The following is a 22,670-nucleotide window of genomic DNA, read 5'->3' as shown; positions in this document are numbered from 1 at the left end:
ATCTGTATTATAGCGTATGAAGAAATGCCCTGTCAACACCATTTTTCTGTCTTTTTGGGCTTCATTTTTTCCACTTTTCCACATCCACGCTATATCTTGTACCCGCCGAGGCAGTTTTCCACAACCCTATTTATTATTTTAAAGGTATATGTGGAAAACTCGTTGCCTTGCTGCGGTTTGTCTGGTATAATAAAATGTCAACATATAGAATTGGGGAAATGGACCCTTCCGGCCTCCGGGCCCTCCCATTTCTCCCCCAAGGGGTGGTCTTACTCATGAATTCTCCAGCGGACGTCTGGGCTAAAATACTCTCCCTCATGGAGGCGGACATGACCGCCACCACCATCAACACCTGGTTCGACGACGCCAAGGCCGTCTCCCTGGACGCCAACCGCTTCGTCCTCCACACACCCTCCAATTTCAAGCGGGACATCATCCTCTCCCGCTATCTTCCCTCCATCAAAAAGGCCCTCCACGAGCTCTTTTCCTCCGAATTTGACGTGGTGGTCCTGGGCGAGGGGGAGCTGCAGGAGTTCACCGAGACCGCCAAGCCGGTGGACGACGGCTCCTTCATGCCCGGCACCGAGGACTATACCTTTGAGCGCTTCGTCGTGGGCTCTTCCAATAAATTTGCCCACGCCGCCGCCCTGGCCGTGGCCGAAAACCCCGCCCACAGCTATAACCCCCTCTTCATCTACGGGGAATCCGGCCTGGGCAAGACCCACCTGCTCTACGCCATCGCCCACCGGATCCACCAGAACCACCCGGACTTCCGGGTCATCTACCTGAAGGGGGACACCTTCACCAACGAGCTGGTCCAGGCCATCCGGGAGGGCCGCAACGAGGAATTCCGGGAAAAATACCGCTCTGCCGACGTCTTCCTCATGGACGACGTGCAGTTCATCGCCGGACGGGAGTCTACCCAGGAGGAGATGTTCCACACCTTCAACACCCTCTATGAGGCCGGACGCCAGATCGTCTTTACCGCAGACCGTCCCCCCAAGGAGATGCTGCGCCTGGACGACCGGCTGCGCACCCGGTTCGAGTGGGGCCTGCCCGTGGACATCCAGCCACCCGACTACGAGACCCGGGTGGCCATCATCAAAAACAAGGCCATCCGCCGGGGCATGAACCTGCCCGAGCCCGTCCTCCAGTATATCGCGGACAACATCACCTCCAATGTACGCCAGATCGAGGGCACCGTCAACAAGATCCTGGCCTTCCAGGAGCTGATGGGGGAAAGCGTAGACGTGGACACCGTCATCCGCGCCGTCCGGGACATGTGCAAGGACAAGGCCGATTTTCTCCCCTCTCCCGATGTCATCATCGAAGAGGTGTGCAAGTTCTATAACATCGAAAACGACGCCCTCCGGGGACAGGGCCGCACCAAGGATACCGCGCTCGCCCGGCAGATCGCCATGTACCAGATCCGCCGCATGACCAATCTCTCCCTCAAGGAGATCGGTAAGGAATTTGAGGGTCGGGACCACACCACCGTCATGCACTCCATCGATCGGGTGGAAAAACTCATGAAGACCAACCCCGAAGTGGCCGAGATTATCAAAGATCTCAACTCCAATATCAACGCCCGCTACGACAATTAAAGCCCCCTTTTCCACCCCGCAGACCCACTGTGTGGAGGGAGCGGCGGCCCGCCGCCGCGGTGATCTTCCACTTTTCCACATCTCCACCGCAAATTGTGGGCTTGTGGACAATTCCCTGTGGAAAACCTGCGGCTGCCCAAAAAGGATGTGGAAAGCACCCTTTTTTATCCACACCCCCTGTGGACGGGCAAATCTTAGCGCCGCAAGCAAAACATCCACTTTTCCACATAATTTTCCCCTACTGCTATTACTACGAACTTATTACCCTCTCCTTTTCTCCCCATCGGAGGCCAGGAGCACCGAAACGGAGGTCCCATCTCAATGAAATTCTCCTGCGAAAAAGCCCTTCTTCAGGCAGCCATCAGCACAACGTCACGTGCTGTGTCTCCAAAGAGCTCCATTCCAGCTCTGGAAGGTATCCTGTTAGAAGCCGATCAGGAACTCAGACTCACCGGCTACAATCTGGAAACCGGTATCCGCACCACCGTACCCGCCGAAATCCGCGCCAAAGGTACCCTCGTCCTGGGGGCGCGTCTTTTTGGAGAGATCATTCGTAAGCTCCCCGACGACATCGTAGAATTTACCGCCGAACACTACATGGTCAACATCAAATGCGGCATGAGCGAATTCAACATTCTGGGCACCGACCCGGAAGAATTTCCAGAACTTCCCACTGTTGAATACCAAAACTCCCTGGAAATTGGGCAAAATAAGCTAAAATCTATGATTTCTCAAACCCTCTTCGCCGTCAGCGACAACGAGAGCCGCCCCATCCACACCGGCTCCCTCTTTGAAGTGGGCCAAGACGGCCTCACCATCGTATCAGTGGACGGCTACCGTCTGGCCCTACGGCACGAGAGCATCGAAAAAAAGGAAGGAGCGGAAGAATTTTCCTTTGTTGTGCCCGGCGCCGCCCTCTCCGAGGTGGAAAAAATCTGCTCCGATGTGGAAGAACCGGCCTCAATCACTCAGGGTGCCCGCCATGTGATGTTCAAAGTGGGGGAGACCATGCTGGTCTCCCGCCGGTTGGAGGGCGAATTCCTGGCCTACCGCCAGGCCATCCCCCGCAACAATTCCATCAAGGTAGAGGGAGACACCCGTGCCCTCCTCTCCTCCATCGACCGTGTCTCCCTCATCATCAGTGATAAACTAAAAAGCCCGCTTCGCTGCGTTTTTGAGCAAAATATGCTGAAAATCAGTACAAAAACGGCCATTGGAGACGCAGCCGACCAGTGCCCCATCGACGGGGACGGCGGCGGTCTGGAGATCGGCTTCAACAACCGCTATCTCATGGACGCCCTGAAGGCGGCCCCCGCCGACCGGGTCCGGCTGGAGCTGACCACCAGCGTGTCCCCCTGCGTGATCCTGCCCGCCGAGGGAGAAGAAAACTTTCTGTATATGGTCCTGCCCGTCCGCCTGAAGGCCGGGGAATAAGGGAGAGCCGCACGGGGCGCATAATTATGCAGTCCCGTGCAGGAGAAAGGAAGCACACATGCAAGAAAAGGAAGTAGCCATTACCACTGAATTCATCAAACTGGAGGCCTTTCTCAAGTTTGCCGGGGCCGTGTCCACCGGGGGAGAGGCCAAGAACCTGATCCAGGACAGCCTGGTGCGGGTCAACGGCGAGGTCTGCACCATGCGGGGCAAGAAGCTGCGCCCCGGTGACACCGTGGAGCTGCGGAACGACCGGCTGACCGTGCGATGATGGTCCGCACCCTGGAGCTGGAGGGGTTTCGCAATTACCGCTCCTTTTCCGCCGACTTCGCCCCGGGCGTCAACGTGATCTACGGGGAGAACGCCCAGGGCAAGACCAATCTGCTGGAGGCGGTGCGCTACCTCTCCGGGGCGCCCTCTCACCGGGCCAGGAGCGAGGGGGAGCTCATCGGCTTCGACGTTCCCTCCGCCCGCATCTGCGCCCAGCTGGAGAGCCGGGGGCGGGACTTCAAGGTGGAGGTACAGCTGACCCGGGGCCGGCGCCGGCGGATGACCTCCAACGGCGTGCGGCTCAAGACGGCGGGGGAGCTGTCCGAGCGGCTGCACACCGTGCTCTTCTGTCCGGAGGACCTGATGCTCATCCGGGCCGGGAGCGCCGAGCGCAGGCGTTTTCTGGACCAGTCCCTCTGTCAGCTGCGCCCCCGGTATGCCGCCGCCCTGGCCGAGTATAACCGTCTCCACGAGCACAAGCGGCGCATCCTCCGGGACTGGGAGGAGAAGCCCTCTCTCCTGGACCTGCTGCCCGAGTTCAATGACCGCATGGCCCGCTGCGGGGCGATCCTGATCCACTACCGGGCCCATTTTATCCGCAAGCTGGCCCAGTTTGCCGCCCCCATCCACGCGGAATTCTCGGGGGAGCGGGAGAAGATGACCCTCTCCTATGAGACGGTCAAGACGGTGGAGGACCCCCTGATCCCCACCCGGGAGATCTATCCCAGACTGCTGGAGCACCAGGAGAGCCACCGCCGGGCCGAGCTGGAGAGCCGCACCTGTCTCTCCGGGCCCCACAAGGACGACCTGCTGGTCTCCATCGACGGGCGTAGCGCCAAGCAGTTTGCCTCCCAGGGGCAGACCCGCACTGCGGCCCTCTCCCTCAAGCTGGCCGAGCGGGAGCTCCACCAGGAGGACATGGGGGAGTGGCCGGTGCTGCTGCTGGACGATGTGCTCTCCGAGCTGGACCAGCGCCGGCGGGACTTCGTGCTCCGGCGCATCCGGGGCGGACAGGTCTTCATCACCTGCTGTGAGGAGGAGGCTCTGGACGGCCTGGGGGAGGGGAGGACCTTCCACATCCGCGCCGGCGCGCTGGCCGACTAGCCCCCGCCGGGAGAGAGGAACGCAATATGATCCTAGTGCTCTTTACGCTGCTGCCCCTGCTGCTGGGGGTGGCGCTGGAATATACCGTCTGCCGCCTCACCATGCGGGAGACGGGACGGGGATGGCGTCTGCTGCGGCTCTTACGCCTCCTTCCGCCCCTTGGGCTGCTGGGGATCACCTGGGCCATCGGGGCGGGGCGCTGGCGCCTCTGGCAGAGCCAGCAGGTCTCCCCCCTGACCCAGATCATTCTGTTTCCCGGCGTGCCCGCCCTCTTTGCCCTGCTGGGCATGGCGCTGGGCTGGCGGATCTTCCGCCGCCGCTGGAGTCCCCGAATTGTAGAGGAGGAATAGCGCCGTGTATCTGCATCTGGGCCAGTCCGTGGTGGTCCCCTTCCGGGACGTGGTGGGGATCTTTGATCTGGACAACACCACCGCCTCCCACCGCACCCGCAGTTTCCTCACCCGGGCCGAGAAGGAGGGGCGGGTGGTCAACGTGTCCGAGGATCTGCCCAAGTCCTTCGTGCTCTGCGTGGGGCGGGACGGCAGGCGGACCGTCTACATCTCCCAGCTCTCGCCGGCCACGCTGCTGCGCCGGGCCGAGAGCAATACCTTTGATACCTGAGGTCTGCTCTGCCCCCAACGGGGCGGCGCGCCCCTTTTATCCGGAAGCGCGATTCCGGGGAGCTCTCCCGGAAGCGCTTCCCGTGTTTTGTTATTTCCCATCCCAAACTGGAGGTTTTACATTATGTCTGAAGAACTGGAACTGAATTCGACCCAGGTGGACCACGAGTACACCGGCTCCGAGATCCAGGTCCTGGAGGGTCTGGAGGCGGTGCGCAAGCGCCCGGGCATGTATATCGGCTCCACCTCCTCCTCTGGCCTGCACCATCTGGTGTACGAGATCGTGGACAACGCCATCGACGAGGCCCTGGCCGGCTACTGTGACGATATCTCGGTCACCATCCAGGAGGGGGACGTGATCCGCGTCACCGACAACGGCCGCGGTATCCCCGTGGATGTCCAGCCCCAGACCGGCAAGCCCGCCCTGGAGGTGGTGTTCACCATCCTGCACGCCGGCGGCAAGTTCGGCGGCGGCGGCTACAAGGTCTCGGGCGGCCTGCACGGCGTGGGCGCCAGCGTGGTCAACGCCCTGTCCGAGTGGCTGGAGGTCCAGGTCCACAAGGACGGCAAGATCTATGAGATGAAGTTCTCCCGGGGCCATGTGACCCAGGACATGACCGTAGTGGGGGAGACCGACCGCCACGGCACGGTGGTCACCTTCAAGCCCGACCCCGAGATGTTCGAGGACACGGTGTACGACTACGATATCCTCCACACCCGCATGCGGGAGGAGGCCTTCCTCAACGCCGGCGTGCGCATCCGCACCGCGGACGAGCGTCCCGGGCAGGAGCAGGAAGACACCATGCACTACGCCGGCGGTATCCGGGAGTTTGTAACCTACATCAACCGGAACAAGACCCCCCTCCACGGCGATGTGATCTACATTGCCGGCCAGAAGGACGACGCCATGGCCGAGGTGGCCTTCCAGTACAACGACGGCTACAACGAGAACATCGTCTCCTTCGCCAACAACGTCCACACCCCCGAGGGCGGCATGCACGAGACCGGCTTCAAGACCGCTCTGACCCGGGTGCTCAACAACTACGGTCTGCAGAAGGGCATCCTGAAAAACGACGACAAGGTCTCCGGCGAGGACTGCCGCGAGGGCATCACCTGCGTCATCTCGGTCAAGCTCACCAACGCCCAGTTTGAGGGCCAGACCAAGGCCAAGCTGGGCAACAGCGAGATCCGTACCCTGGTGGACTCCATCGTCTCGGACCGCCTGGCCGAGTACCTGGAGGAGAACCCCGCCGTGGGCAAGATCATCCTGGAGAAGGCCATGACCGCCAACCGGGCCCGGGAGGCTGCCCGCCGCGCCCGGGAGAACATCCGCCGGAAGAACGCTCTGGACGGGGCCACCCTCCCCGGCAAGCTGGCCGACTGCTATGAGCGGGACGCCTCTCTCACTGAGATCTACATCGTCGAGGGCGACTCGGCCGGCGGCAGCGCCAAGCAGGGCCGGGACTCCCGCTTCCAGGCCATCCTTCCCCTGTGGGGCAAGATGCTCAACGTGGAGAAGGCCCGGGCCGACAAGGTCTACGGAAACGACAAGCTCACCCCCGTCATCACCGCTCTGGGCGCCGGCATCGGGGAGGACTTTGACGCTGAGAAGCTCCGCTACCACAAGGTGGTCATCATGGCCGATGCCGACGTGGACGGCGCCCACATCCGCACGCTGCTGCTGACCTTCTTCTTCCGCTTCATGCGTCCCCTCATCGACAAGGGCTATGTCTATGCCGCTGTGCCCCCCCTGTACAAGCTGGTGCGGGGCAAGACCACCCGCGTGGCCTTCTCCGATGAGGAGCGGGATGCCATCTCCGCCGAGATGCGGGGCGGCAATCCCAACGTGAAGGTGGAGATCAGCCGCTTCAAGGGCCTGGGCGAGATGGACCCCCATGAGCTGTGGGAGACCACCATGAACCCCCAGACCCGTACCCTCAAGCGCATCACCATGGCAGACGCCGTCAAGGCCGACGAGATCTTCACCCTCCTCATGGGCGAGAAGGTGGAGCCCCGCCGGGAGTATATCGAGCGCAATGCCAGCAAGGCCATGAACCTGGACTACTGATGCCCAGCCCGGCGGGGAGTGGAAAGCCCCGCCGGAACCATCTATCTCTTGAACGGAGTTGAGCTTTTTGGCGAGCAATAACGATTATCAGACCAAAGATATCACCTTTCCCGATCAGAAGATCGTGGAGATCAATCTGGAGCATGAGATGCAGGACGCGTACATCGAGTACGCCATGTCGGTCATCGTGGGCCGGGCCCTGCCCGACGTGCGGGACGGCCTCAAGCCCGTTCACCGGCGCATTCTCTACTCCATGTATGAGAGCGGCCTGACCAGCGACAAGGCCTTCAAGAAGTCGGCCACCTGCGTGGGCGACGTGCTGGGTAAGTACCACCCCCACGGCGACCAGAGCGTCTATGACGCCCTGGTCCGTCTGGCCCAGGACTTCTCCATGCGCTATCCGCTGGTGGACGGCCACGGAAACTTCGGCTCGGTGGACGGCGATCCCCCGGCCGCCTACCGTTATACCGAGGCCCGCATGGCAAAGATCGCAAACGAGATGCTGCGGGACATCGAGAAGGAGACCGTGGACTGGGACCCCAACTTTGACGAGTCCCTGAAGGAACCCCGGGTCATCCCCTCCCGCTTCCCCAACCTTCTGGTGAACGGTTCCTCCGGCATCGCCGTGGGCATGACCACCAACATCCCGCCCCACAACCTGCGGGAGGTCATCGACGCCACTATCTGCGTGCTGGACAACCCTGAAGCCGAGCTGGACGACCTCATGGAGCACATCAAGGGCCCCGACTTCCCCACCAAGGGCATCATCATGGGCCGCAGCGGCATCCGGGCGGCCTACGCCACCGGTAAGGGCCACATCCGGGTGCGCGCCCGCACCGAGATGGAGGAGTTCGGCAACAACCGTACCCGCATCATCGTGACTGAGCTGCCCTATCAGGTGAACAAATCCCGCCTGGTGGAGAATATCGCCGACCAGGTCCACGACAAGCGCCTGGAGGGAATCTCCGGCCTGCGGGATGAGTCGGACGGCAAAAAGGGCATGCGCATCGTCATCGAGCTCAAGAAGGATGCCAATCCCCAGGTGGTGCTCAACCGGCTCTTTGCCCAGACCCAGATGCAGACCACCTTTGCCATCGTCATGCTGGCTCTGGTCAACAACCAGAAGCAGCCCAAGATCCTCACCCTGCGCCAGATCCTGGACGAGTACATCGCCTTCCAGGAGGAGGTCATCACCCGGCGCACCATCTTTGACCGCCGCAAGGCGGAGGAGCGGGCTCATCTCCTCAAGGGCCTGCTCATTGCCCAGGACAACATCGACGAGGTCATCCGCATCATCCGGGAGAGCTATGACAACGCCAAAGAGCGCCTGATGGAGCGCTTTGGCCTGGATGAGGTTCAGTCCCAGGCCATCCTGGACATGCAGCTCAAGCGGCTCCAGGGCCTGGAGAAGGAGAAGCTGGAGGCCGAGTACGCCGAGCTCATGAAGAAGATCGCCTACTACAACGACCTGCTCTCCAACGAGCAGATGCTCCGGGGCGTCCTCAAGGAGGAGCTCACTGAGATCCGCAACAAGTACGGCGACGAGCGCAAGACCGAGATCGGCTTCGTGGAGGACGACATCGACATCGAGGACCTGATCGAGGAGGAGGAGTGCGTCTTCACCCTCACCTCCGCCGGTTACATCAAGCGTCTGCCCGCCTCCACCTACCGGGCGCAGCGCCGGGGCGGCAAGGGTATCTCGGCCCAGACCCTCAAGGAGGAGGACATGGTAGAGACCGTGTTCACCGCCTCCACCCACGATTTTATCCTCTTCTTCACCAATAAGGGCCGGGTCCACCGGAAGAAGGGCTATCAGATCCCGGAGGCGGGCCGCACCGCCAAGGGTACCAATATCGTCAATGTCCTGCCCGTGGAGAGCGACGAGAAGGTCACCGCCATGATCCACCTGCGGGAGTTCCCGGAGGACCGCTATCTGGTCATGGTGACCCGCAACGGCACCGTCAAGCGGCTTCAGCTCTCCTCCATCAACACCGCCCGCAAGGCGGGCATCCGTTGCATCACCCTGGACGAGGGGGACGAGCTCATCGCCGTGCGGGAGACCGACGGGGAGCAGGCCGTGCTCATCGTCACCCACGAGGGCATGGCGATCTGCTTTAAGGAGACCGACGTGCGCTGCATGGGCCGGGACGCCTACGGCGTGCGCGGCATCAAGCTGCGGGACGGAGATTATGTGGTGGCGGCCGCCCGGGCCAAGCGGGACCACCAGGTGCTCATGATCACCGAGAACGGCTTTGGCAAGCGCACCGAGATGGACGAGTATATCCGCGCTGACGGACCCCAGAACCGCGGCGGCTACGGCCTGAAGGGCTACCAGGTCACCGACAAGACCGGCCCCATTGCCGCCATGAAGGTGGTCAACGAGAATGACGACATCCTCATCATCTCGGATGACGGCACCATCATCCGCACCCACGCCGTGGGCATCAATGTCTATTCTCGTACTGCCCAGGGCGTGAAGGTCATGAATCTGAGCGAGGGTGTGAAGGTCATCTCCATCGCCCGTACCGAGCGGGAAGAGGAGGAGGAGACCGTTCTCCCGCCTGCCGGTGAGGAGGGCGAGAGCGCTCCGGAGGCCGCTCCCCAGGAGACGGAGGAGTAATCGGATATGCGTGAAAAGAAGACCATGAGCCGGGGGGCCAAGCAGGCCCTGGTGGAAGGGCTCATCATGGCGGTGCTGGCCGTACTGGGCGCCATCTACGGCGTGCCTAAGCTGGGAATGTTCGGCGTGGTGTGGGTGGTGGCCGCCGGGGCCATTGCCCTGGTGGACCTCTACCGGGCCCTCATCAAGAGCCGCCGGGTGGGACGGAATGCGCCCACGGCTCCGGCCGCTGCAAAGCCCGCCGCACCTCAGGCCGCCCCCGTGGAGCCTTCCGCTCCGCCCGCCCCGGAACAGCCGGAGCAGGCGGAGGAGCGCCTGCGCAAGCTCCAGTCCCTCCGGGACGAGGGGCTCATCACCCCGGAGGAGTATGAGCAGAAGCGGCAGGAGGTCCTCCGGGATCTGTAAGAGGAGTTTTCATGAAGCAAGTGACCATCTATACGGACGGGGCCTGTTCCGGGAATCCCGGACCGGGCGGGTGGGGGGCCATCCTCCAGTATGGCCCCCACAGGAAGGAGCTCTCTGGCGGTGAGGCCCAGACCACCAACAACCGCATGGAGCTCACCGGAGTCATCACGGCCCTCCAGGCGCTGAAAGAGCCCTGTGAGGTGGATCTCTATTCCGACTCGAAATATGTGCTGGACGCCCTGGAAAAGGGCTGGGCCAAGGGCTGGCGTGCCCGGGGCTGGGTAAAGTCCGACAAGAAGCCCGCCCTCAATTCCGACCTGTGGGCGGTGCTGCTGGACCTGTGCGACTATCATACAGTCCATCTCCACTGGGTGAAGGGCCATGCTGAGAATCCCTTCAACAACCGCTGCGATGAGCTGGCGGTGGCCGAGAGCCGGAAGTTCCGGTAGGGGAGGGCGCCTGCCCGCGGGAGCGCGCCTATTCGGCGGGAACCCCTCTTTCTTTTCGAAAAGAAAGAGGGGGGAAAGAAAACGCCGGAGGGGGAACAGGAATGATTCCCCCTCCGGACCTCCCCCCAGTGCACCCCCGGCGGAAAAGGGAGACCAGCGTCAGCAGAGGTGCGTACCCATATCGGGGGAAGCTTTCCGCCGCTGAAGAGAGGTTTTGGTCTGGCACTTTAGGTAACGCTCAACTTCGACTGTCGTCGGGAGAGAGGAGTCAGTTTACCACCAGACTCACCAAGTGCCTGACAGGCGGAAAGGTTCTGCCTTTGGCTCACCGGACTTTTGCAATTGCTGAGACTTGAGCCCAGCCCGTTGGGGCGTATTTTGAGGGGGTGCCGGGGGAAGCATCCCCCGGCCCGTTCTTTCCCGCCGCTTTCTTACGGAAAAGAAAGCGGTGCCCCCGCCGGGTAGGCTCGCTATCCTAAGCGAAGAAAAAGAGAGAGGATCGTTATAAAAAACGATCCTCTCTCTTTTTCTTGGTATCTTACCTTTCCACCGGTTTGATAGGGCGGCAGGGGTTGCCCACGGCCACGACACCCTCCGGGATGTCATGGACCACCACGCTTCCCGCACCGATGACACTATTGCTGCCGATGGTGACGCCGGGGAGCACGGTGACTCCTCCGCCGATCCACACATTATCGCCCACGGTGATGGGCTTGGCCCACTCCAGGCCAGCGTTTCGGGTGGCGGGGTCCATGGGATGTCCGGCAGTATAGAAGCCGCAGTTGGGGGCGATAAACACGTTATCCCCAAAGGTCACCGGGGCGCAGTCCAGAATGACCAGATTGTGGTTGGCATAGAAGTGCTCCCCCAGGGTAATGTGATAGCCGTAGTCACACCAGAAGGAGGGTTCGATGGTAAAGTGTGTGCCGGTGCGGCCCAGAATGGTGCGCAGGAGGGCATTTCTGGCCTGCTGCTGGAGCGGGGGGATCTGGTTTGCCTGGTGGCACAGCTCCTTACAGCGGCTGCGCTGTGCCTCGAGAGCGGGGTCTGTGGCGTCGTAGAGCAGGCCGGAGGCCATTTTTTGCTGTTCCGTCATGGGAGTTCCTCCTCCGTTGAAGTTAAGAGAAACGCTGCGCTCCACCGGGAGGGCGGAGCGCAGCGGGAAGAATCATTCGGCTTTAGGGGCGCCGCCCTCACCCTTGGGGCGGTTTCCACGGGGACGGCGGTACCGGCGGCGGGGCTTCTTGGTGCTCTCCTGTCCCTCGCCGCCCTCCTGGGCGGGTGCGGACTCGGTGTGCTCCTTGGCCTCCTTGGCCGGTGCGGGCCGCTCACTCTTTGGCTTGGGGGGCCGGGCGGGCCGCTCCGTGCGGGGCTTGTCCCCGCGGGACTCCTTGGCAGGCGCCTCCTCGCCCTGGGGCTTGGCCGCCTGTGCGGGCTTTTTGCTCCGGGAGCGGCGGCGGCGGGAACGCTTCTCGCCCTCACTGCCCTCTTCCGGAGCCGGGGCAGCGGGCTTGGGCTCCTCCGCCAGGGTCAGATTGGCTAGGGCGGCGGAGAGACGGTCCTCCTCACTCTCGGGGGGAGCGGTCACCTTGCGGAGCTTGGCCAACTCCTCGGGGGGCGGGGCCACATAGCCCTCGGGCCGCTTGCCCTTGCCGTTGCGGACCACGCAGATCTCACAGTTGTGATAGCAGCGGGGATTTTCCGGCTCGTCATCCAGGCGGACCTTCACGGTCTCCCGCAGGAGGTTGACCTGCGAGACCGTACCCACGCCGTCGGGGGTCTCCACAAAGGACTCGTTCTTGGGCATGCGCTTGACGGCGTCCTCATAGGCGTCCTGCTCGTACTTCAGGCAGCACATGAGCCGGCCGCAGGTGCCCGAGATCTTGGTGGGATTGAGGGAGAGGCTCTGGGTCTTGGCCATCTTGATGGAGACGGGCTGAAAATCGTCCAGGAAGCCGCAGCAGCAGAAGGGCCGCCCGCAGATGCCCAGACCGCCCAGCATCTTGGCCTCGTCCCGCACGCCGATCTGGCGCAGCTCGATGCGGGTGTGGAACACGCTGGCCAGATCCTTTACCAGGGCCCGGAAGTCCACCCGGCACTCGCTGGTGAAGAAAAAGAGGATCTTGTTGCCGTCAAAGTTGTATTCCACGTCCACCAGCTTCATATCCAGACCGTGGTCGGCAATCTTCTCCTGGCAGATGCGGAAGGCCCGCTCCTCCTTTTCATGGTTGCGCCGTACAGTCTCCAGATCCTTGGGGGTGGCGATGCGGACCAGGGGACGCAGAGGCTGCACCACGGCGGAGTCCTCCACCATGGTGTTGGCCTGGACGCACTCGCCGTATTCCACGCCCCGGGAGGTCTCGATGATGACCCCCTGTCCGGCCTGGACCTGGGTGCCCTTTGGATCGAAATAGTATTGTTTGCCCCCGCTCTTAAAGCGGACGCCAATGATTTCCGTCATAGTTTGGAACCTCATCTATCTGGTAATTTGCGCCGTTTGGATGGAGGCCAGGCGGGCGCAGAGCCACCCGGCCAGATGACCTGCGCCGACGTAAAAGCCGCAGGCGGTGCGCAGCTCCTCCAGGACCCGAATGGCCTCCAGCATAGCCCGGGGGGAGAGGGCAGACGCCAGGGAGGCCGCGGCGGCGCGGCGCTGGGGGTCTTCCTCCTGTCCGGCCCCGGCACGCTGGACCAGCGCGTCCCGCAGGAGGAGCACAGTCTCCCCCATGAGGGCGGCCAGATCGTCCCGTTCCCACTTTTCCAGGGAAATGCACAGCTCGGCCAGGGCCAGCTCGTCCTCGGCGGAGAGACGCTGGGCCAGCAGCAGGGCAGTGTCCCGCAGGCGGGAGTCCACGGCGGCCGTTCCCTCCAGCTCGGCCACAGCCCGTCCCAGCAGGCCCTCACACCGCCGGGCGGCGGCCGAGAGCTCCTCCCGGCTGCGCTGGGGATAGCGGGCATATAAAAAGGCCTCCGCCTCAGGCAGAGAGACGGGGGAGAGGGTCAGGGTCTCACACCGGGAGCGCACGGTGGGGAGCAGAGCGGCCGCGTTTTCGGTGAGCAGCAGAAAAGCCGCGTAGGGCGGTCCCTCCTCCAGCAGCTTGAGCATGGCGTTCTGGGCGCTGGGATTCATGGTATGGGCGCGCTCCAGCAGATAGACCTTGCGCGCGGCCTCATTGGGCCGGATATAGGCGTCGGCGCGCAGGGCGCGGATCTGGGCCACGTTGATGTCGCCCTCCGCCCCGGCGCGCACAATGTCCGGATGGATGCCGCCCATGGCCTTGCGGCAGCCTGAGCAGTGCAGGCAGGGGGCCTGCTCCGCGGGACCGGAGCACACCAGCGCGGCCGAGAGCAGAGCGGCCAGGGTGCGCTTGCCCGAGCCCGCCGGGCCGCTGAGAATGTAGGCGTGGGAGAGGCCCCGCCGGGCAGTCTGGAGGTCCAGCTGCCGTTTGAGGGGACCGTTGCCCGCCAGCGCGTGGAGATCCATCCTTACACGCGCTCGAACCGCTCGATGTCCACCACGAAGATGGTGGCGCCGCCCACCACGACCTCCACCGGCATGCTGGGATAGTAGCCGTAGCTCATCTCAGAGGTGGTGGGGATCATCTGCTTGCGGCTATGGGACTGCTCCTTGATGATGTCAATGACGGACTGGACCTTCTCCTCGTCCACGCCCACCAGGATGGTCACGTTGCCTGCCATCAGGAAGCCGCCGGTGGTGGCCAGCTTGGTGGAAGAGAACCCGTGCTTGGTCAGAGACTGGGTGACCGCATTGGCGTCGTCATGGTTGATGATTGCAAGGATCAGTTTCATAAGTAATCCCTCCTCGGAATAAAAGACAGGGGGCCCCGGGCCACACACCGTCAGGGGAGAACCACTTCCATGTCTTTCTCCATATTATAACCTATTTGCGATAAATATGCGATAGTTTTTTTCGTTACACGCTCTCCCGGGGCGAGAACGGGGACGCCCGGGGGATAGGGTGCCACCTGGGAGGCGGCGATCTCACCCAGGGCCGCGCCGACGGGGAGGGAACGGGTGGAGGAGAAGCGGGCCTGCCGGGGGGAGAGGGCCTGCTCCGGCGCTGGGGCCGGGGGCAGGGGCGGGAGTTCAGAGAGAGGGGGCTGATGGGCCCACACGGCGGAGAGGGCCTCCTCCAGCCGGGCAAAATCCGCCTCCGTGTCGGCGGCGGTACAGATGAAGACCACATGGCGGGCATCGGCCATCTCGGGGTAGACTCCCAGGTCTTGCAGGGCCTTCTCGGCGGCAAAGCCGTTGGCGCAGCGGAGGACCAGCCGGGTGGGGTCCAAGGGGGCCTGCTCCGGGGTGAGGGCGGGGAAGCGGCGGCGCAGGCGGGCCACCTGCTCGGCGGTGCGCCGGAGAGCGGTGCGGCCCTCCTCCTCCATCCAGGCCCGGGCGGCATCCAGGGCGGCCATCATGGGGTAGGAGGGAGAGGAGCTGCCGTAGAGGGAGGCCGCCCGGCGCAGCTCGTCCAGGGAGAAGCGGGAGGAGAAGAGGAGGGCGGACTGCCCGGGGGCGGGCAGGGTCTTATGGGCCGAGACCACCGCCACGTCGGCCGCGGCCAGGCTCCGGTTCTCCAGAAAGGGCAGATGGGCTCCGTGGGCCCCGTCTACCAGGAGCAGCGCACCGTGGGCATGGCAGACCTGGGCCAGGGCTGGCAGATCGGAGCACACCCCGTAGTAGGTGGGGGAGGTGACGCACACGGCCCGGACAGCGGGGTGGGCCTCCAGGGCCTCCTCCAGGTCTCGGGGGGAGATGGGGCCGGTGACCTCGCCCTCCCGGAGCCAGGGGCGGAAGAGGTAGTGGGGGTGGAGATCCAGCAGGGCCATGGCGTTGAAGGCCGAGCGGTGACAGCCCCGGTCCACCAGGACCTGGTTCCCCGGGCGGCATGCCAGAGTAAAGGCGGAGAGGACGCCCTGGGTGGAGCCGCCGGTGAGGAAGAGACAGTGGGCGCTGCCAAAGGTGCGGGCCCAGAGGGCCTCGGCGGCCTCGATGGGACCGCCGGACTCAAAGAGGTTGCCGGTGGGGGGGAGCTCGGTCACATCCAGAGCCGCGGCGGGGGAGAGCTCCGGCAGGGGGAGAAAGTGGCCCTTGTGGCCGGGCATGTGCATTCGCAGGGGGCGCTGTTCGGCAAAGCGGCGCAGGGCATCGCAGAGGGGCGTCTGGTTCATGGGGGGACCTCCTGTGAGAAAAATGGCATTTGATATGGTTATAGCACAGCCCTTCCCAAAAGAAAAGAAAGTTTTCCACATTTGCATGTGGAAAACTTGGGGGAAAAGTGTAAAACTAATGTTCCATTGAAAAAGACAAAAAGGGAGCACTCCAAACGGAGTGCTCCCAAGGGGTAAAAATTAGTCGGCCAGAGCGGCGGTGATGATGGCCATGGAGTAGACCTCCTGGGCGTTGCAGCCGCGGGAGAGGTCGTTGATGGGGGCATTCAGGCCCAGCAGGATGGGGCCGTAGGCGTCGAAGCTGCCCAGACGCTGAGCAATCTTGTAGCCGATGTTGCCGGCGTTGATGTCGGGGAAGATGAAGGTGTTGGCGTGACCGGCCACCTTGGAGTCCTTGCACTTGGTGCGGGCCACGTTGGGGGACACGGCGGCATCGAACTGGATCTCGCCTTCCACGGGCAGATCGGGAGCGGCAGCGCGGATCTTGGCGGTGGCGTTGCGGACCTTGTCCACGTCCTCGCCGGCGCCGGAGCCCAGGGTGGAGTAGGACAGCATGGCGACCTGAGGATCCACGCCGAAGATCTTGCCGCACTGAGCGGCCTCCAGGGCGATCTCCACCAGATCATCCTCGGTGGGCTTGATGTTGATGGCGCAGTCGCCCATCACCAGGACCTCGTTGCCGCCGGTAGCGGAGGGACGGACCATGATGAAGCAGGAGGAGACGATCTTGTTGCCCGGCTTGGTCTTGATGAGCTGCAGGGCGGGACGCACGGTGTCGGCGGTGGAGTAGGTGGCGCCGCCCAGCAGAGCGTCGGCCTCGCCCATCTTCACCAGCATGGTGCCGAAGTAGTTGCCCTTCTTCAGGTAGCCGCGGACCTGCTCCTCGGTCATCTTGCCCTTGCGCAGCTCCACCATCTTCTGGACCATCTCCTCCATGCGAGGATAGGTCTCGGGATCCACGATCTCGGCGCCGCGGATGTTGAAGCCGGCCTCCTCGGCGGCGGCGCGGACCTCATCGGGGTTGCCCACCAGCACGGGGGTCAGCCAGGTACCGGCCAGCAGACGGGCGCTGGCCTCCAGGATGCGGGGATCGGTACCCTCGGTAAAGACGATCTTCTTGGGGTTTGCTTTCAGCTTTGCGATTAGCTTGCCAAACATTGTCGTAACGCCTCCATAAAGTTGGTTCATAGGGGTTTAAATATGGTGTTACCTATTATACACCATTTTCAGGAATCTTCACAATGGACAAAAACGAAAAAATCCAAGAAAATACCCCTTTACTTTTTGTATTTACTACGCTATACTATACACGCTGTTTTTTGGATTTCTCCGGTAAAACCTGCTGTGCAGGAGTGGAAGATCCTCTTTTTTGGTTACTTTTTTGCGATTTTGAGAGGGGTATCGACTATGCATTCGGATTTTTCCCGCTGCCTTTCCCTGCTGCGTCAGGAGAAGGGGATCTCCCAGCGCGCCGCGGCCAAGGATCTGGGGATCAGCCAGGCCCTGCTGTCCCACTATGAGAACGGCGTGCGGGAGCCGGGACTTGCCTTTGTGACGCGGGCCTGTGACTACTACAACGTGTCGGCGGATTTTCTGCTGGGCCGCACCCTGACCAAAAATGGTGCCACCATCGTCTCGCCCGACGAGCTGTATGACTACTCTACTGAGAAGGACAATGTGCTCCACGGGAGCATCGTGGCCACCCTGAACAAGAAGCTGCTGGTCAACTCCATCAGCGTCCTCTTTGACCTGCTGGGCAAGACGGGCTGCAAGGGGGCGGTCAAGGCCGCGGCGGAGTATCTCTCCACCGCCATTTATACCCTCTTCCGCCATCTCTACCGGGCCCCCGGCACCCAGAATGAGGACTTTTTTGCCGTGCCTCCGCTGTCCTTTACCGCGGGCGTGGCCCAGAGCGATCTCATCTACGCCCAGTGTGCCTATGTGGAGTCTTTGGAGGAGCACCGCAGGGAGAAGGGCGAGTTCCCCAGCATGAACCACGACGCCCTGATGGAGAACTATCCGGGCACCTACCAGTCTCTGCTCCAGATCATCCACAATACGGGCGGGCGGATTACCGCTTGCGTCCAGGAGCGGAAAACGATAAAATAAGGGTCATAAAATACTGCATCGGCCTCCGGAACGTGTCCGGAAGGCCGGTGTTTTCTCTCCAAAACGGCGGAACATCCGGCCGTGGCGGGATACACGCCGCCGGAGCCCAAAGGCCCCGCGCGGACATTTAGACGGAGGTTTCTGTATATGCGCGACCAGAGCAAGATCCGCAATTTCAGTATCATCGCCCATATCGACCACGGGAAATCCACCCTCTCCGACCGGCTCATCGAGAAGTGCGACGCCGTCTCCCAGCGGGAGATGGAGAGCCAGCTGCTGGATAACATGGATCTGGAGCGGGAGCGTGGCATCACCATCAAGGCCCGGGCGGTCAAGCTCAATTACAAGGCCCAGGATGGGGAGGAATATGAGCTCAATCTCATCGACACTCCCGGCCACGTGGACTTCAACTATGAGGTCTCCCGCTCGCTGGCGGCCTGTGAGGGCGCCATTCTGGTGGTGGACGCCGCCCAGGGCATCGAGGCTCAGACCCTGGCCAACACCTATCTGGCCCTGGAGCACGACCTGGAGATCCGCCCGGTGGTGAACAAGATCGATCTGCCCGCCGCCGACCCCCAGAAGGTCAAGCACGAGATCGAGGACGTCATCGGCCTGCCCGCCATGGACGCACCCGAGATCTCGGCCAAGGTGGGACTCAACATCGACGCGGTGCTGGAGGACATCGTCCACAACATCCCCGCCCCCAAGGGCGATCCGGATGCCCCCCTCAAGGCCCTGATCTTTGACAGCCAGTATGACGCCTATCGGGGAGTCATCGTCTATTTCCGGGTCATGGAGGGCACCATCCGCACCGGGATGAAGGTCAAGATGATGGCCTCTGGTGCCTCCTACGAGGTCATCGAGTGCGGCTGCCTGCGTCCCCTGGGGCTGGAGCCCACCGACAGCCTGTCGGCCGGCGAAGTGGGCTATTTCACCGCCTCCATCAAAAACGTGAAGGACACCCGGGTGGGCGACACCATCACCGGCGTGGAGCATCCCGCCGCCGAGCCCCTGCCCGGCTACCGGCCCGCCCAGGCCATGGTGTACTGCGGCGTGTATACCGAGGACGGCTCCAAGTACCCCGATCTGCGGGACGCGCTGGAAAAGCTCCAGCTCAACGACGCATCCCTCTCCTTTGAGCCGGAATCCTCCGCCGCCCTGGGCTTCGGCTTCCGCTGCGGCTTTTTGGGTATGCTCCATATGGAGATCATCCAGGAGCGCCTGGAGCGGGAGTTCGACCTGGATCTGGTGACCACTCTGCCCTCGGTCATCTATGAGATCACCAAGACCGACGGCACCGTGGTACAGGTGGACAATCCCCACAACTACCCGGACCCCGCCCACATTGAGGAGGCGCGGGAGCCCTTTGCCAAGGTTTCCATCATCGCGCCCCCCGACTACGTGGGAAATATCATGCCCATGTGCCAGGAGCGCCGGGCGGAGTTCAAGGACATGCAGTATCTGGACACCAATCTGGTGGAGCTCCACTACTCCATGCCCCTCAATGAGATCATCTATGATTTCTTTGACGCCCTGAAGGCCAACACCAAGGGCTATGCCTCTCTGGACTATGAGGTAGAGGGCTACCGGCCCAGCGAGCTGGTCAAGGTGGATATGCTCCTCAACGGCGAGCAGGTGGACGCCCTCTCCTTCATCGCGCATAAGGAGAAGGCCTACAAGCGGGCCCGCCGCATCTGCGAGAAGCTCAAGGACAACATCCCCCGTCAGCTCTTTGAGGTGCCGGTCCAGGCCGCCATCGGCGGCAAGGTCATCGCCCGTGAGACCGTCCGGGCCATGCGCAAGGACGTGCTGGCCAAGTGCTACGGCGGCGACATCACCCGAAAGAAAAAGCTGCTGGAAAAGCAGAAAGAGGGCAAGAAGAAGATGCGCTCTCTGGGGTCGGTGCAGCTGCCCACCGAGGCCTTTATGGCTGTGCTCAAGCTGGACGAGGAATAAGAAGATTGGGAGCCGCCCTGATGGGCGGCTCTCTTTTTAGTTTCCGGGGCTGGTATAGAGCACGCCTATTTGGAGGGAACCGCCTGCCCGGCGGGGGCACCGCTTTCTTTTCTGTAAGAAAGCGGTGGGAAAGAACGGGCCGGGGGAGGTATCCCCCGGCACCCCCTCCAAGTACGCCCCAACGGGCTGGGCTCAAGTCGCTGCAATTGCAAAAGTGCGGTGGGCCAAAGGCAATGGCGGTTGCCTATGAGGTACTTGGTGAGCCTGGTGGTGTTTTAAGCTGCTCTCTCCCGACGGCAGTCGAAGTCGGGAGTACGCACTTCTGCGGACGCTGGTCTGCCGTCTCCGCCGGGGGTGCACGGAGGGGGAATCATCCCTGTTCCCCCTCCGGCGTTTTCTTTCTCCCCTCTTTCTTTTCGAAAAGAAAGAGGGATTCCCGCCGAACAGGCGGCCCGCGCGGCAGCAAAAGAAAAGATTCCCCCTCGTGAAAGATTTCCCGGTCCTGAATCGTATTCCAGGTGAAAGCGCTTTTGAAACGGAAGAAAAGGATGTGAGGCATACGAGACCGACGTTGAGCCGCCAGGAGGCGGAGCGGCTGGTGGAGACCTATTCCGATCTGGTCTTGCGGCTGAGCTATACCTATCTCAAGAGCCGGGAGGACGCGAAAGACATCTGTCAGACGGTCTTTCTCAAGCTGCTGGAGAAGCCACGGGCCTTTCACTCGCCGGAGCATGAGAAGGCATGGATCATCCGCACGGCGGCAAATGCCTGTAAGGATATGCTGAAGAGTCACTGGCACAGGACCAGGGCCGATCTCCAGGAGGCCGACGGGATGGCCTGTCCCCAGGCCGAGGAGGGAAGCCTTTTGGCGGCGGTGGAGCTCCTTCCGCCCAAATACCGGGCCGTCATTTATCTCTATTACTACGAGGGCTATACCGCCAAGGAGATCGCACAGATGCTGGGGGAACACCCGGCGACCGTATCCACCCAGCTCAGCCGGGGCCGCTCCCGGCTGCGCACACTGCTGGAACAGGAGGGTTTGGCATGAAAACCTATCATCAGTCCATGGATGAACTGCATTTTACCCCCGAGGAAAAAGAGGCCATGACAGAGCGTCTCCTGAAGGCGTCCCAGGCACCGGTACATCGGGTGCGCCCGCTTCGGCGGATGGCCGCGGTGGGCGTGGCTGCCGCGTTGGTGCTTACCGTTGGGGTGGGAGCCGCGGCCACCGGCGTGCTCAAAAGCGCGGGTGAGGCCTTTTCCGAGGTCTTCGGCGGCGCTCCCGCACAGACGGAGATCATCGACCGGATCGGCCGTCCCGTGGGCGCCAGCGACACGGCGGACGGCGTGGTCATCACGGCCGACGCCATTGTGGGCGACCGGTACAGCTACGCCATCGTCTATACCATTGCCCGGGAGGACGGGAAGCCTCTGGCCGAGGATTTGACCCCCAATGCCTTCGGTTATCTCCCCCTCCGGTTTGAAAGCGCCGATGTGGACGTGGGACAGCAGGGCGGGAGCCACGGCGCCTCCTACTTCTTTGACGCCGACCCGGAGGACAATGCGGTGCAGTATGTGGACCTGCGCACCGGGGATACCCCGCTCACGCCGGGAACGGCCCGGGCCTCCTTCCGGGACCTGTCGGTCTATACCGACAATGACTATACCAAGAGTACCCCGGTGGCCCAGGGGAAGTGGAAGATGCGCTTTGCCTTCCAGTTTGAGGATACCTCGGTGAGTCTTCCGGCTGGGCAGTCCTTCCTGCTCAATGGGATGGAGGCCACGCTGGACTCGGTGGTCCTCTCTCCGCTCTCCTTCCAGGTGAGCTACACCGTGCAGCAGGAGGTACAGTGGGACAACGCCGGAGGGAATGGCCAACAGAGCGCCCACGACCGGGAGGAGTCCCTGCGCTATCTGGAGTCCCTCCCCGTGGTACTCACCAAGCGGGACGGCACCACCATAGACCTCACCTCCAGCGGCGGGAGCATCTCCCCCCAGGGTGGTAAGACGGTGTGCCAGAAGAGCGATATTTTCTCCTCCGTCCTTTCGCTGGAGGAGATCGAGAGCATCACGGTGGCCGATCTGACCTTCCCCCTCACACAGGGAGAATGACCCCGAAAAAATGTCCCCCGGACAGACCGTTTTCCGTCTGTCCGGGGGACGTTCTTTATTCCCGGATGACAATGCCCAGCCGCCGGGCCAGCTCTCCGGCCTGCCAGCGGTCCACGATGACGCCCCGGAGCTCCTCCCCGGCATCCGAGAGGATCAGCCCCTCCAGGCGGCAGGTGGTGAGATCCACTCCTGCCAGCGGAGTGTGGAAGAAGCGCACCCCGGTGAGGTTGCATTCCGAGTATGCCACGCCCTTCCACACACAGGAGGCCATGGAGGCCTGAGAGAGGTCACAGCCGCTCCACAGTCCCCCCTTTACCCGCTGGGCGGTAAAGTTGGCATAGGAGAGCTTACAGCCCCGGAAGGACACATGCTGGAGCCCGCACTGCTGGAAGGCGGTCCCCAGGGCCCGGCAGTCCTCCAGTGCCACCCGGCACCAGATCCCGTCGGCAAAGGTGCTGCCCGAGAGGTCGCAGTCCTGAAAGACCACGTCGGTCATCTCCCAGTGGGAACAGTCGCACTCCAGAAACCGGCAGCCCTGAAAGCGCACCCCCTCCAGGGTCAGACCGGAGAGATCGGACCCGGTGAGGAGGGCGTGCTCCACCAGAAGACCGGAGAGGGGCTCCTGAGTTTCCGCGCTGTGGGCAGCCTGTATGGAGAAATCAGGGGCGGGAGAGAGGTTTTGCGGGAGGGATGGGGACAGGAGTTTCATGGGACGACCTCCGAAGAAGGG

General features: G+C 62.6%; 21 protein-coding genes. 14 read left to right on the top strand and 7 right to left on the bottom strand.

All coding sequences use genetic code 11. The features are described 5' to 3' along the window. Positions 1 to 275: 275 nt before the first annotated feature. The 10 genes from dnaA (at position 276) to rnhA (ending at position 10,574) form a co-directional block, all read left to right on the top strand. Positions 276 to 1,604 carry a chromosomal replication initiator protein DnaA gene (gene dnaA, locus INF37_RS00425; protein ID WP_101692564.1) on the top strand — a complete coding sequence of 443 codons (1,329 nt, stop codon included), beginning with the start codon at positions 276 to 278 and terminating at the stop codon, positions 1,602 to 1,604. A 321-nt stretch (positions 1,605 to 1,925) separates the two neighbouring features. Next, positions 1,926 to 3,038, top strand: a complete 1,113-nt coding sequence (gene dnaN / locus INF37_RS00420) for a DNA polymerase III subunit beta (RefSeq protein WP_186963199.1) — start codon at positions 1,926 to 1,928, stop codon at positions 3,036 to 3,038. A gap of 58 nt (positions 3,039 to 3,096) precedes the next feature. Beyond that, positions 3,097 to 3,309 carry an RNA-binding S4 domain-containing protein gene (locus INF37_RS00415; protein ID WP_101692566.1) on the top strand — a complete coding sequence of 71 codons (213 nt, stop codon included), beginning with the start codon at positions 3,097 to 3,099 and terminating at the stop codon, positions 3,307 to 3,309. Then, positions 3,306 to 4,412 (top strand): DNA replication/repair protein RecF, encoded by a 1,107-nt coding sequence (gene recF, locus INF37_RS00410; RefSeq protein WP_101692567.1) that lies wholly within the window; start codon positions 3,306 to 3,308, stop codon positions 4,410 to 4,412. The genes INF37_RS00415 and recF overlap by 4 nt, the downstream gene beginning before the upstream one ends. A 26-nt stretch (positions 4,413 to 4,438) precedes the next feature. Continuing rightward, positions 4,439 to 4,762, top strand: coding sequence for a Tat pathway signal protein (locus INF37_RS00405; RefSeq protein ID WP_193535710.1), 324 nt, complete (start codon positions 4,439 to 4,441; stop codon positions 4,760 to 4,762). Positions 4,763 to 4,766: 4 nt separating this feature from the next. Further along, positions 4,767 to 5,033 carry an extracellular matrix regulator RemB gene (gene remB, locus INF37_RS00400; RefSeq protein ID WP_101692569.1) on the top strand — a complete coding sequence of 89 codons (267 nt, stop codon included), beginning with the start codon at positions 4,767 to 4,769 and terminating at the stop codon, positions 5,031 to 5,033. A 123-nt stretch (positions 5,034 to 5,156) separates the two neighbouring features. Then, entirely contained in the window at positions 5,157 to 7,100 is a 1,944-nt protein-coding gene (gyrB, locus tag INF37_RS00395; RefSeq protein WP_101692570.1) for a DNA topoisomerase (ATP-hydrolyzing) subunit B, read from the top strand. Between the two features lie 148 nt (positions 7,101 to 7,248). Continuing rightward, complete coding sequence (gyrA, locus tag INF37_RS00390; protein ID WP_207730416.1) at positions 7,249 to 9,720, top strand: DNA gyrase subunit A; 2,472 nt, start codon at positions 7,249 to 7,251, stop codon at positions 9,718 to 9,720. A gap of 6 nt (positions 9,721 to 9,726) precedes the next feature. Further along, entirely contained in the window at positions 9,727 to 10,125 is a 399-nt protein-coding gene (locus INF37_RS00385) for an SHOCT domain-containing protein (RefSeq protein WP_193535687.1), read from the top strand. Between the two features lie 11 nt (positions 10,126 to 10,136). Next, positions 10,137 to 10,574 (top strand): ribonuclease HI, encoded by a 438-nt coding sequence (rnhA, locus tag INF37_RS00380; protein WP_101692572.1) that lies wholly within the window; start codon positions 10,137 to 10,139, stop codon positions 10,572 to 10,574. Positions 10,575 to 11,112: 538 nt separating this feature from the next. Here rnhA and INF37_RS00375 read toward each other — a convergent pair. From INF37_RS00375 to pta, 6 genes are all read right to left on the bottom strand, one after another. Continuing rightward, on the bottom strand, positions 11,113 to 11,670 hold the full coding sequence (locus INF37_RS00375; RefSeq protein ID WP_193535685.1) for a sugar O-acetyltransferase: 558 nt from the start codon (positions 11,668 to 11,670) through the stop codon (positions 11,113 to 11,115). 72 nt (positions 11,671 to 11,742) lie between these two features. After that, the gene (gene ricT, locus INF37_RS15920; RefSeq protein ID WP_193535683.1) at positions 11,743 to 13,035 is read right to left on the bottom strand and encodes a PSP1 domain-containing protein; all 1,293 of its coding nucleotides are present in this window, start codon (positions 13,033 to 13,035) and stop codon (positions 11,743 to 11,745) included. 15 nt (positions 13,036 to 13,050) lie between these two features. Then, positions 13,051 to 14,058, bottom strand: a complete 1,008-nt coding sequence (locus tag INF37_RS00365; protein WP_193535680.1) for a DNA polymerase III subunit — start codon at positions 14,056 to 14,058, stop codon at positions 13,051 to 13,053. A gap of 2 nt (positions 14,059 to 14,060) precedes the next feature. Beyond that, positions 14,061 to 14,384, bottom strand: coding sequence for a cyclic-di-AMP receptor (locus INF37_RS00360; RefSeq protein ID WP_101692575.1), 324 nt, complete (start codon positions 14,382 to 14,384; stop codon positions 14,061 to 14,063). A 50-nt stretch (positions 14,385 to 14,434) separates the two neighbouring features. Next, positions 14,435 to 15,763 (bottom strand): aminotransferase class I/II-fold pyridoxal phosphate-dependent enzyme, encoded by a 1,329-nt coding sequence (locus INF37_RS00355; protein WP_193535678.1) that lies wholly within the window; start codon positions 15,761 to 15,763, stop codon positions 14,435 to 14,437. A 180-nt stretch (positions 15,764 to 15,943) separates the two neighbouring features. Next, positions 15,944 to 16,921 (bottom strand): phosphate acetyltransferase, encoded by a 978-nt coding sequence (pta, locus tag INF37_RS00350; protein WP_186963204.1) that lies wholly within the window; start codon positions 16,919 to 16,921, stop codon positions 15,944 to 15,946. Positions 16,922 to 17,170: 249 nt separating this feature from the next. Between pta and INF37_RS00345 the strand changes: the two genes are divergently transcribed. From INF37_RS00345 to INF37_RS00330, 4 genes are all read left to right on the top strand, one after another. Then, a complete protein-coding gene (locus tag INF37_RS00345) occupies positions 17,171 to 17,872 on the top strand; it encodes a helix-turn-helix domain-containing protein (protein WP_101692578.1) in 702 nt (233 codons plus the stop codon). 147 nt (positions 17,873 to 18,019) lie between these two features. Next, positions 18,020 to 19,828, top strand: a complete 1,809-nt coding sequence (gene lepA / locus INF37_RS00340) for a translation elongation factor 4 (protein ID WP_101692579.1) — start codon at positions 18,020 to 18,022, stop codon at positions 19,826 to 19,828. Between the two features lie 550 nt (positions 19,829 to 20,378). Beyond that, on the top strand, positions 20,379 to 20,876 hold the full coding sequence (locus INF37_RS00335; protein WP_193535676.1) for an RNA polymerase sigma factor: 498 nt from the start codon (positions 20,379 to 20,381) through the stop codon (positions 20,874 to 20,876). Beyond that, positions 20,873 to 21,940 carry a DUF4179 domain-containing protein gene (locus INF37_RS00330; protein WP_193535674.1) on the top strand — a complete coding sequence of 356 codons (1,068 nt, stop codon included), beginning with the start codon at positions 20,873 to 20,875 and terminating at the stop codon, positions 21,938 to 21,940. Before INF37_RS00335 ends, INF37_RS00330 begins: the two co-directional genes overlap by 4 nt. A 55-nt stretch (positions 21,941 to 21,995) precedes the next feature. Here INF37_RS00330 and INF37_RS00325 read toward each other — a convergent pair whose 3' ends face one another. Further along, on the bottom strand, positions 21,996 to 22,649 hold the full coding sequence (locus INF37_RS00325; protein ID WP_193535672.1) for a pentapeptide repeat-containing protein: 654 nt from the start codon (positions 22,647 to 22,649) through the stop codon (positions 21,996 to 21,998). Between the last annotated feature and the right edge of the window lie 21 nt (positions 22,650 to 22,670).

Origin of the sequence: Pseudoflavonifractor gallinarum, from assembly GCF_014982855.1 — a bacterium.
GTDB lineage: Bacteria > Bacillota > Clostridia > Oscillospirales > Oscillospiraceae > Pseudoflavonifractor_A > Pseudoflavonifractor_A gallinarum.
Note: the sequence above shows the minus strand (reverse complement) of the source record. Positions and strands in the feature narration are given on the sequence as shown.

What these genes read in the sequence shown, in the direction of transcription:
- dnaA (WP_101692564.1), top strand. Translation starts at nt 276, where the DNA reads ATGAATTCTCCAGCGGACGTCTGGGCTAAAATACTCTCCCTCATGGAG.
- gyrB (WP_101692570.1), top strand. Translation starts at nt 5,157, where the DNA reads ATGTCTGAAGAACTGGAACTGAATTCGACCCAGGTGGACCACGAGTAC.
- INF37_RS00375 (WP_193535685.1), bottom strand. Translation starts at nt 11,670, where the DNA reads ATGACGGAACAGCAAAAAATGGCCTCCGGCCTGCTCTACGACGCCACA.
- INF37_RS00415 (WP_101692566.1), top strand. Translation starts at nt 3,097, where the DNA reads ATGCAAGAAAAGGAAGTAGCCATTACCACTGAATTCATCAAACTGGAG.
- INF37_RS00355 (WP_193535678.1), bottom strand. Translation starts at nt 15,763, where the DNA reads ATGAACCAGACGCCCCTCTGCGATGCCCTGCGCCGCTTTGCCGAACAG.
- dnaN (WP_186963199.1), top strand. Translation starts at nt 1,926, where the DNA reads ATGAAATTCTCCTGCGAAAAAGCCCTTCTTCAGGCAGCCATCAGCACA.
- gyrA (WP_207730416.1), top strand. Translation starts at nt 7,249, where the DNA reads ATGCAGGACGCGTACATCGAGTACGCCATGTCGGTCATCGTGGGCCGG.
- INF37_RS00405 (WP_193535710.1), top strand. Translation starts at nt 4,439, where the DNA reads ATGATCCTAGTGCTCTTTACGCTGCTGCCCCTGCTGCTGGGGGTGGCG.
- ricT (WP_193535683.1), bottom strand. Translation starts at nt 13,035, where the DNA reads ATGACGGAAATCATTGGCGTCCGCTTTAAGAGCGGGGGCAAACAATAC.
- INF37_RS00360 (WP_101692575.1), bottom strand. Translation starts at nt 14,384, where the DNA reads ATGAAACTGATCCTTGCAATCATCAACCATGACGACGCCAATGCGGTC.
- INF37_RS00345 (WP_101692578.1), top strand. Translation starts at nt 17,171, where the DNA reads ATGCATTCGGATTTTTCCCGCTGCCTTTCCCTGCTGCGTCAGGAGAAG.
- INF37_RS00330 (WP_193535674.1), top strand. Translation starts at nt 20,873, where the DNA reads ATGAAAACCTATCATCAGTCCATGGATGAACTGCATTTTACCCCCGAG.
- pta (WP_186963204.1), bottom strand. Translation starts at nt 16,921, where the DNA reads ATGTTTGGCAAGCTAATCGCAAAGCTGAAAGCAAACCCCAAGAAGATC.
- recF (WP_101692567.1), top strand. Translation starts at nt 3,306, where the DNA reads ATGATGGTCCGCACCCTGGAGCTGGAGGGGTTTCGCAATTACCGCTCC.
- lepA (WP_101692579.1), top strand. Translation starts at nt 18,020, where the DNA reads ATGCGCGACCAGAGCAAGATCCGCAATTTCAGTATCATCGCCCATATC.
- INF37_RS00385 (WP_193535687.1), top strand. Translation starts at nt 9,727, where the DNA reads ATGCGTGAAAAGAAGACCATGAGCCGGGGGGCCAAGCAGGCCCTGGTG.
- rnhA (WP_101692572.1), top strand. Translation starts at nt 10,137, where the DNA reads ATGAAGCAAGTGACCATCTATACGGACGGGGCCTGTTCCGGGAATCCC.
- INF37_RS00325 (WP_193535672.1), bottom strand. Translation starts at nt 22,649, where the DNA reads ATGAAACTCCTGTCCCCATCCCTCCCGCAAAACCTCTCTCCCGCCCCT.
- INF37_RS00365 (WP_193535680.1), bottom strand. Translation starts at nt 14,058, where the DNA reads ATGGATCTCCACGCGCTGGCGGGCAACGGTCCCCTCAAACGGCAGCTG.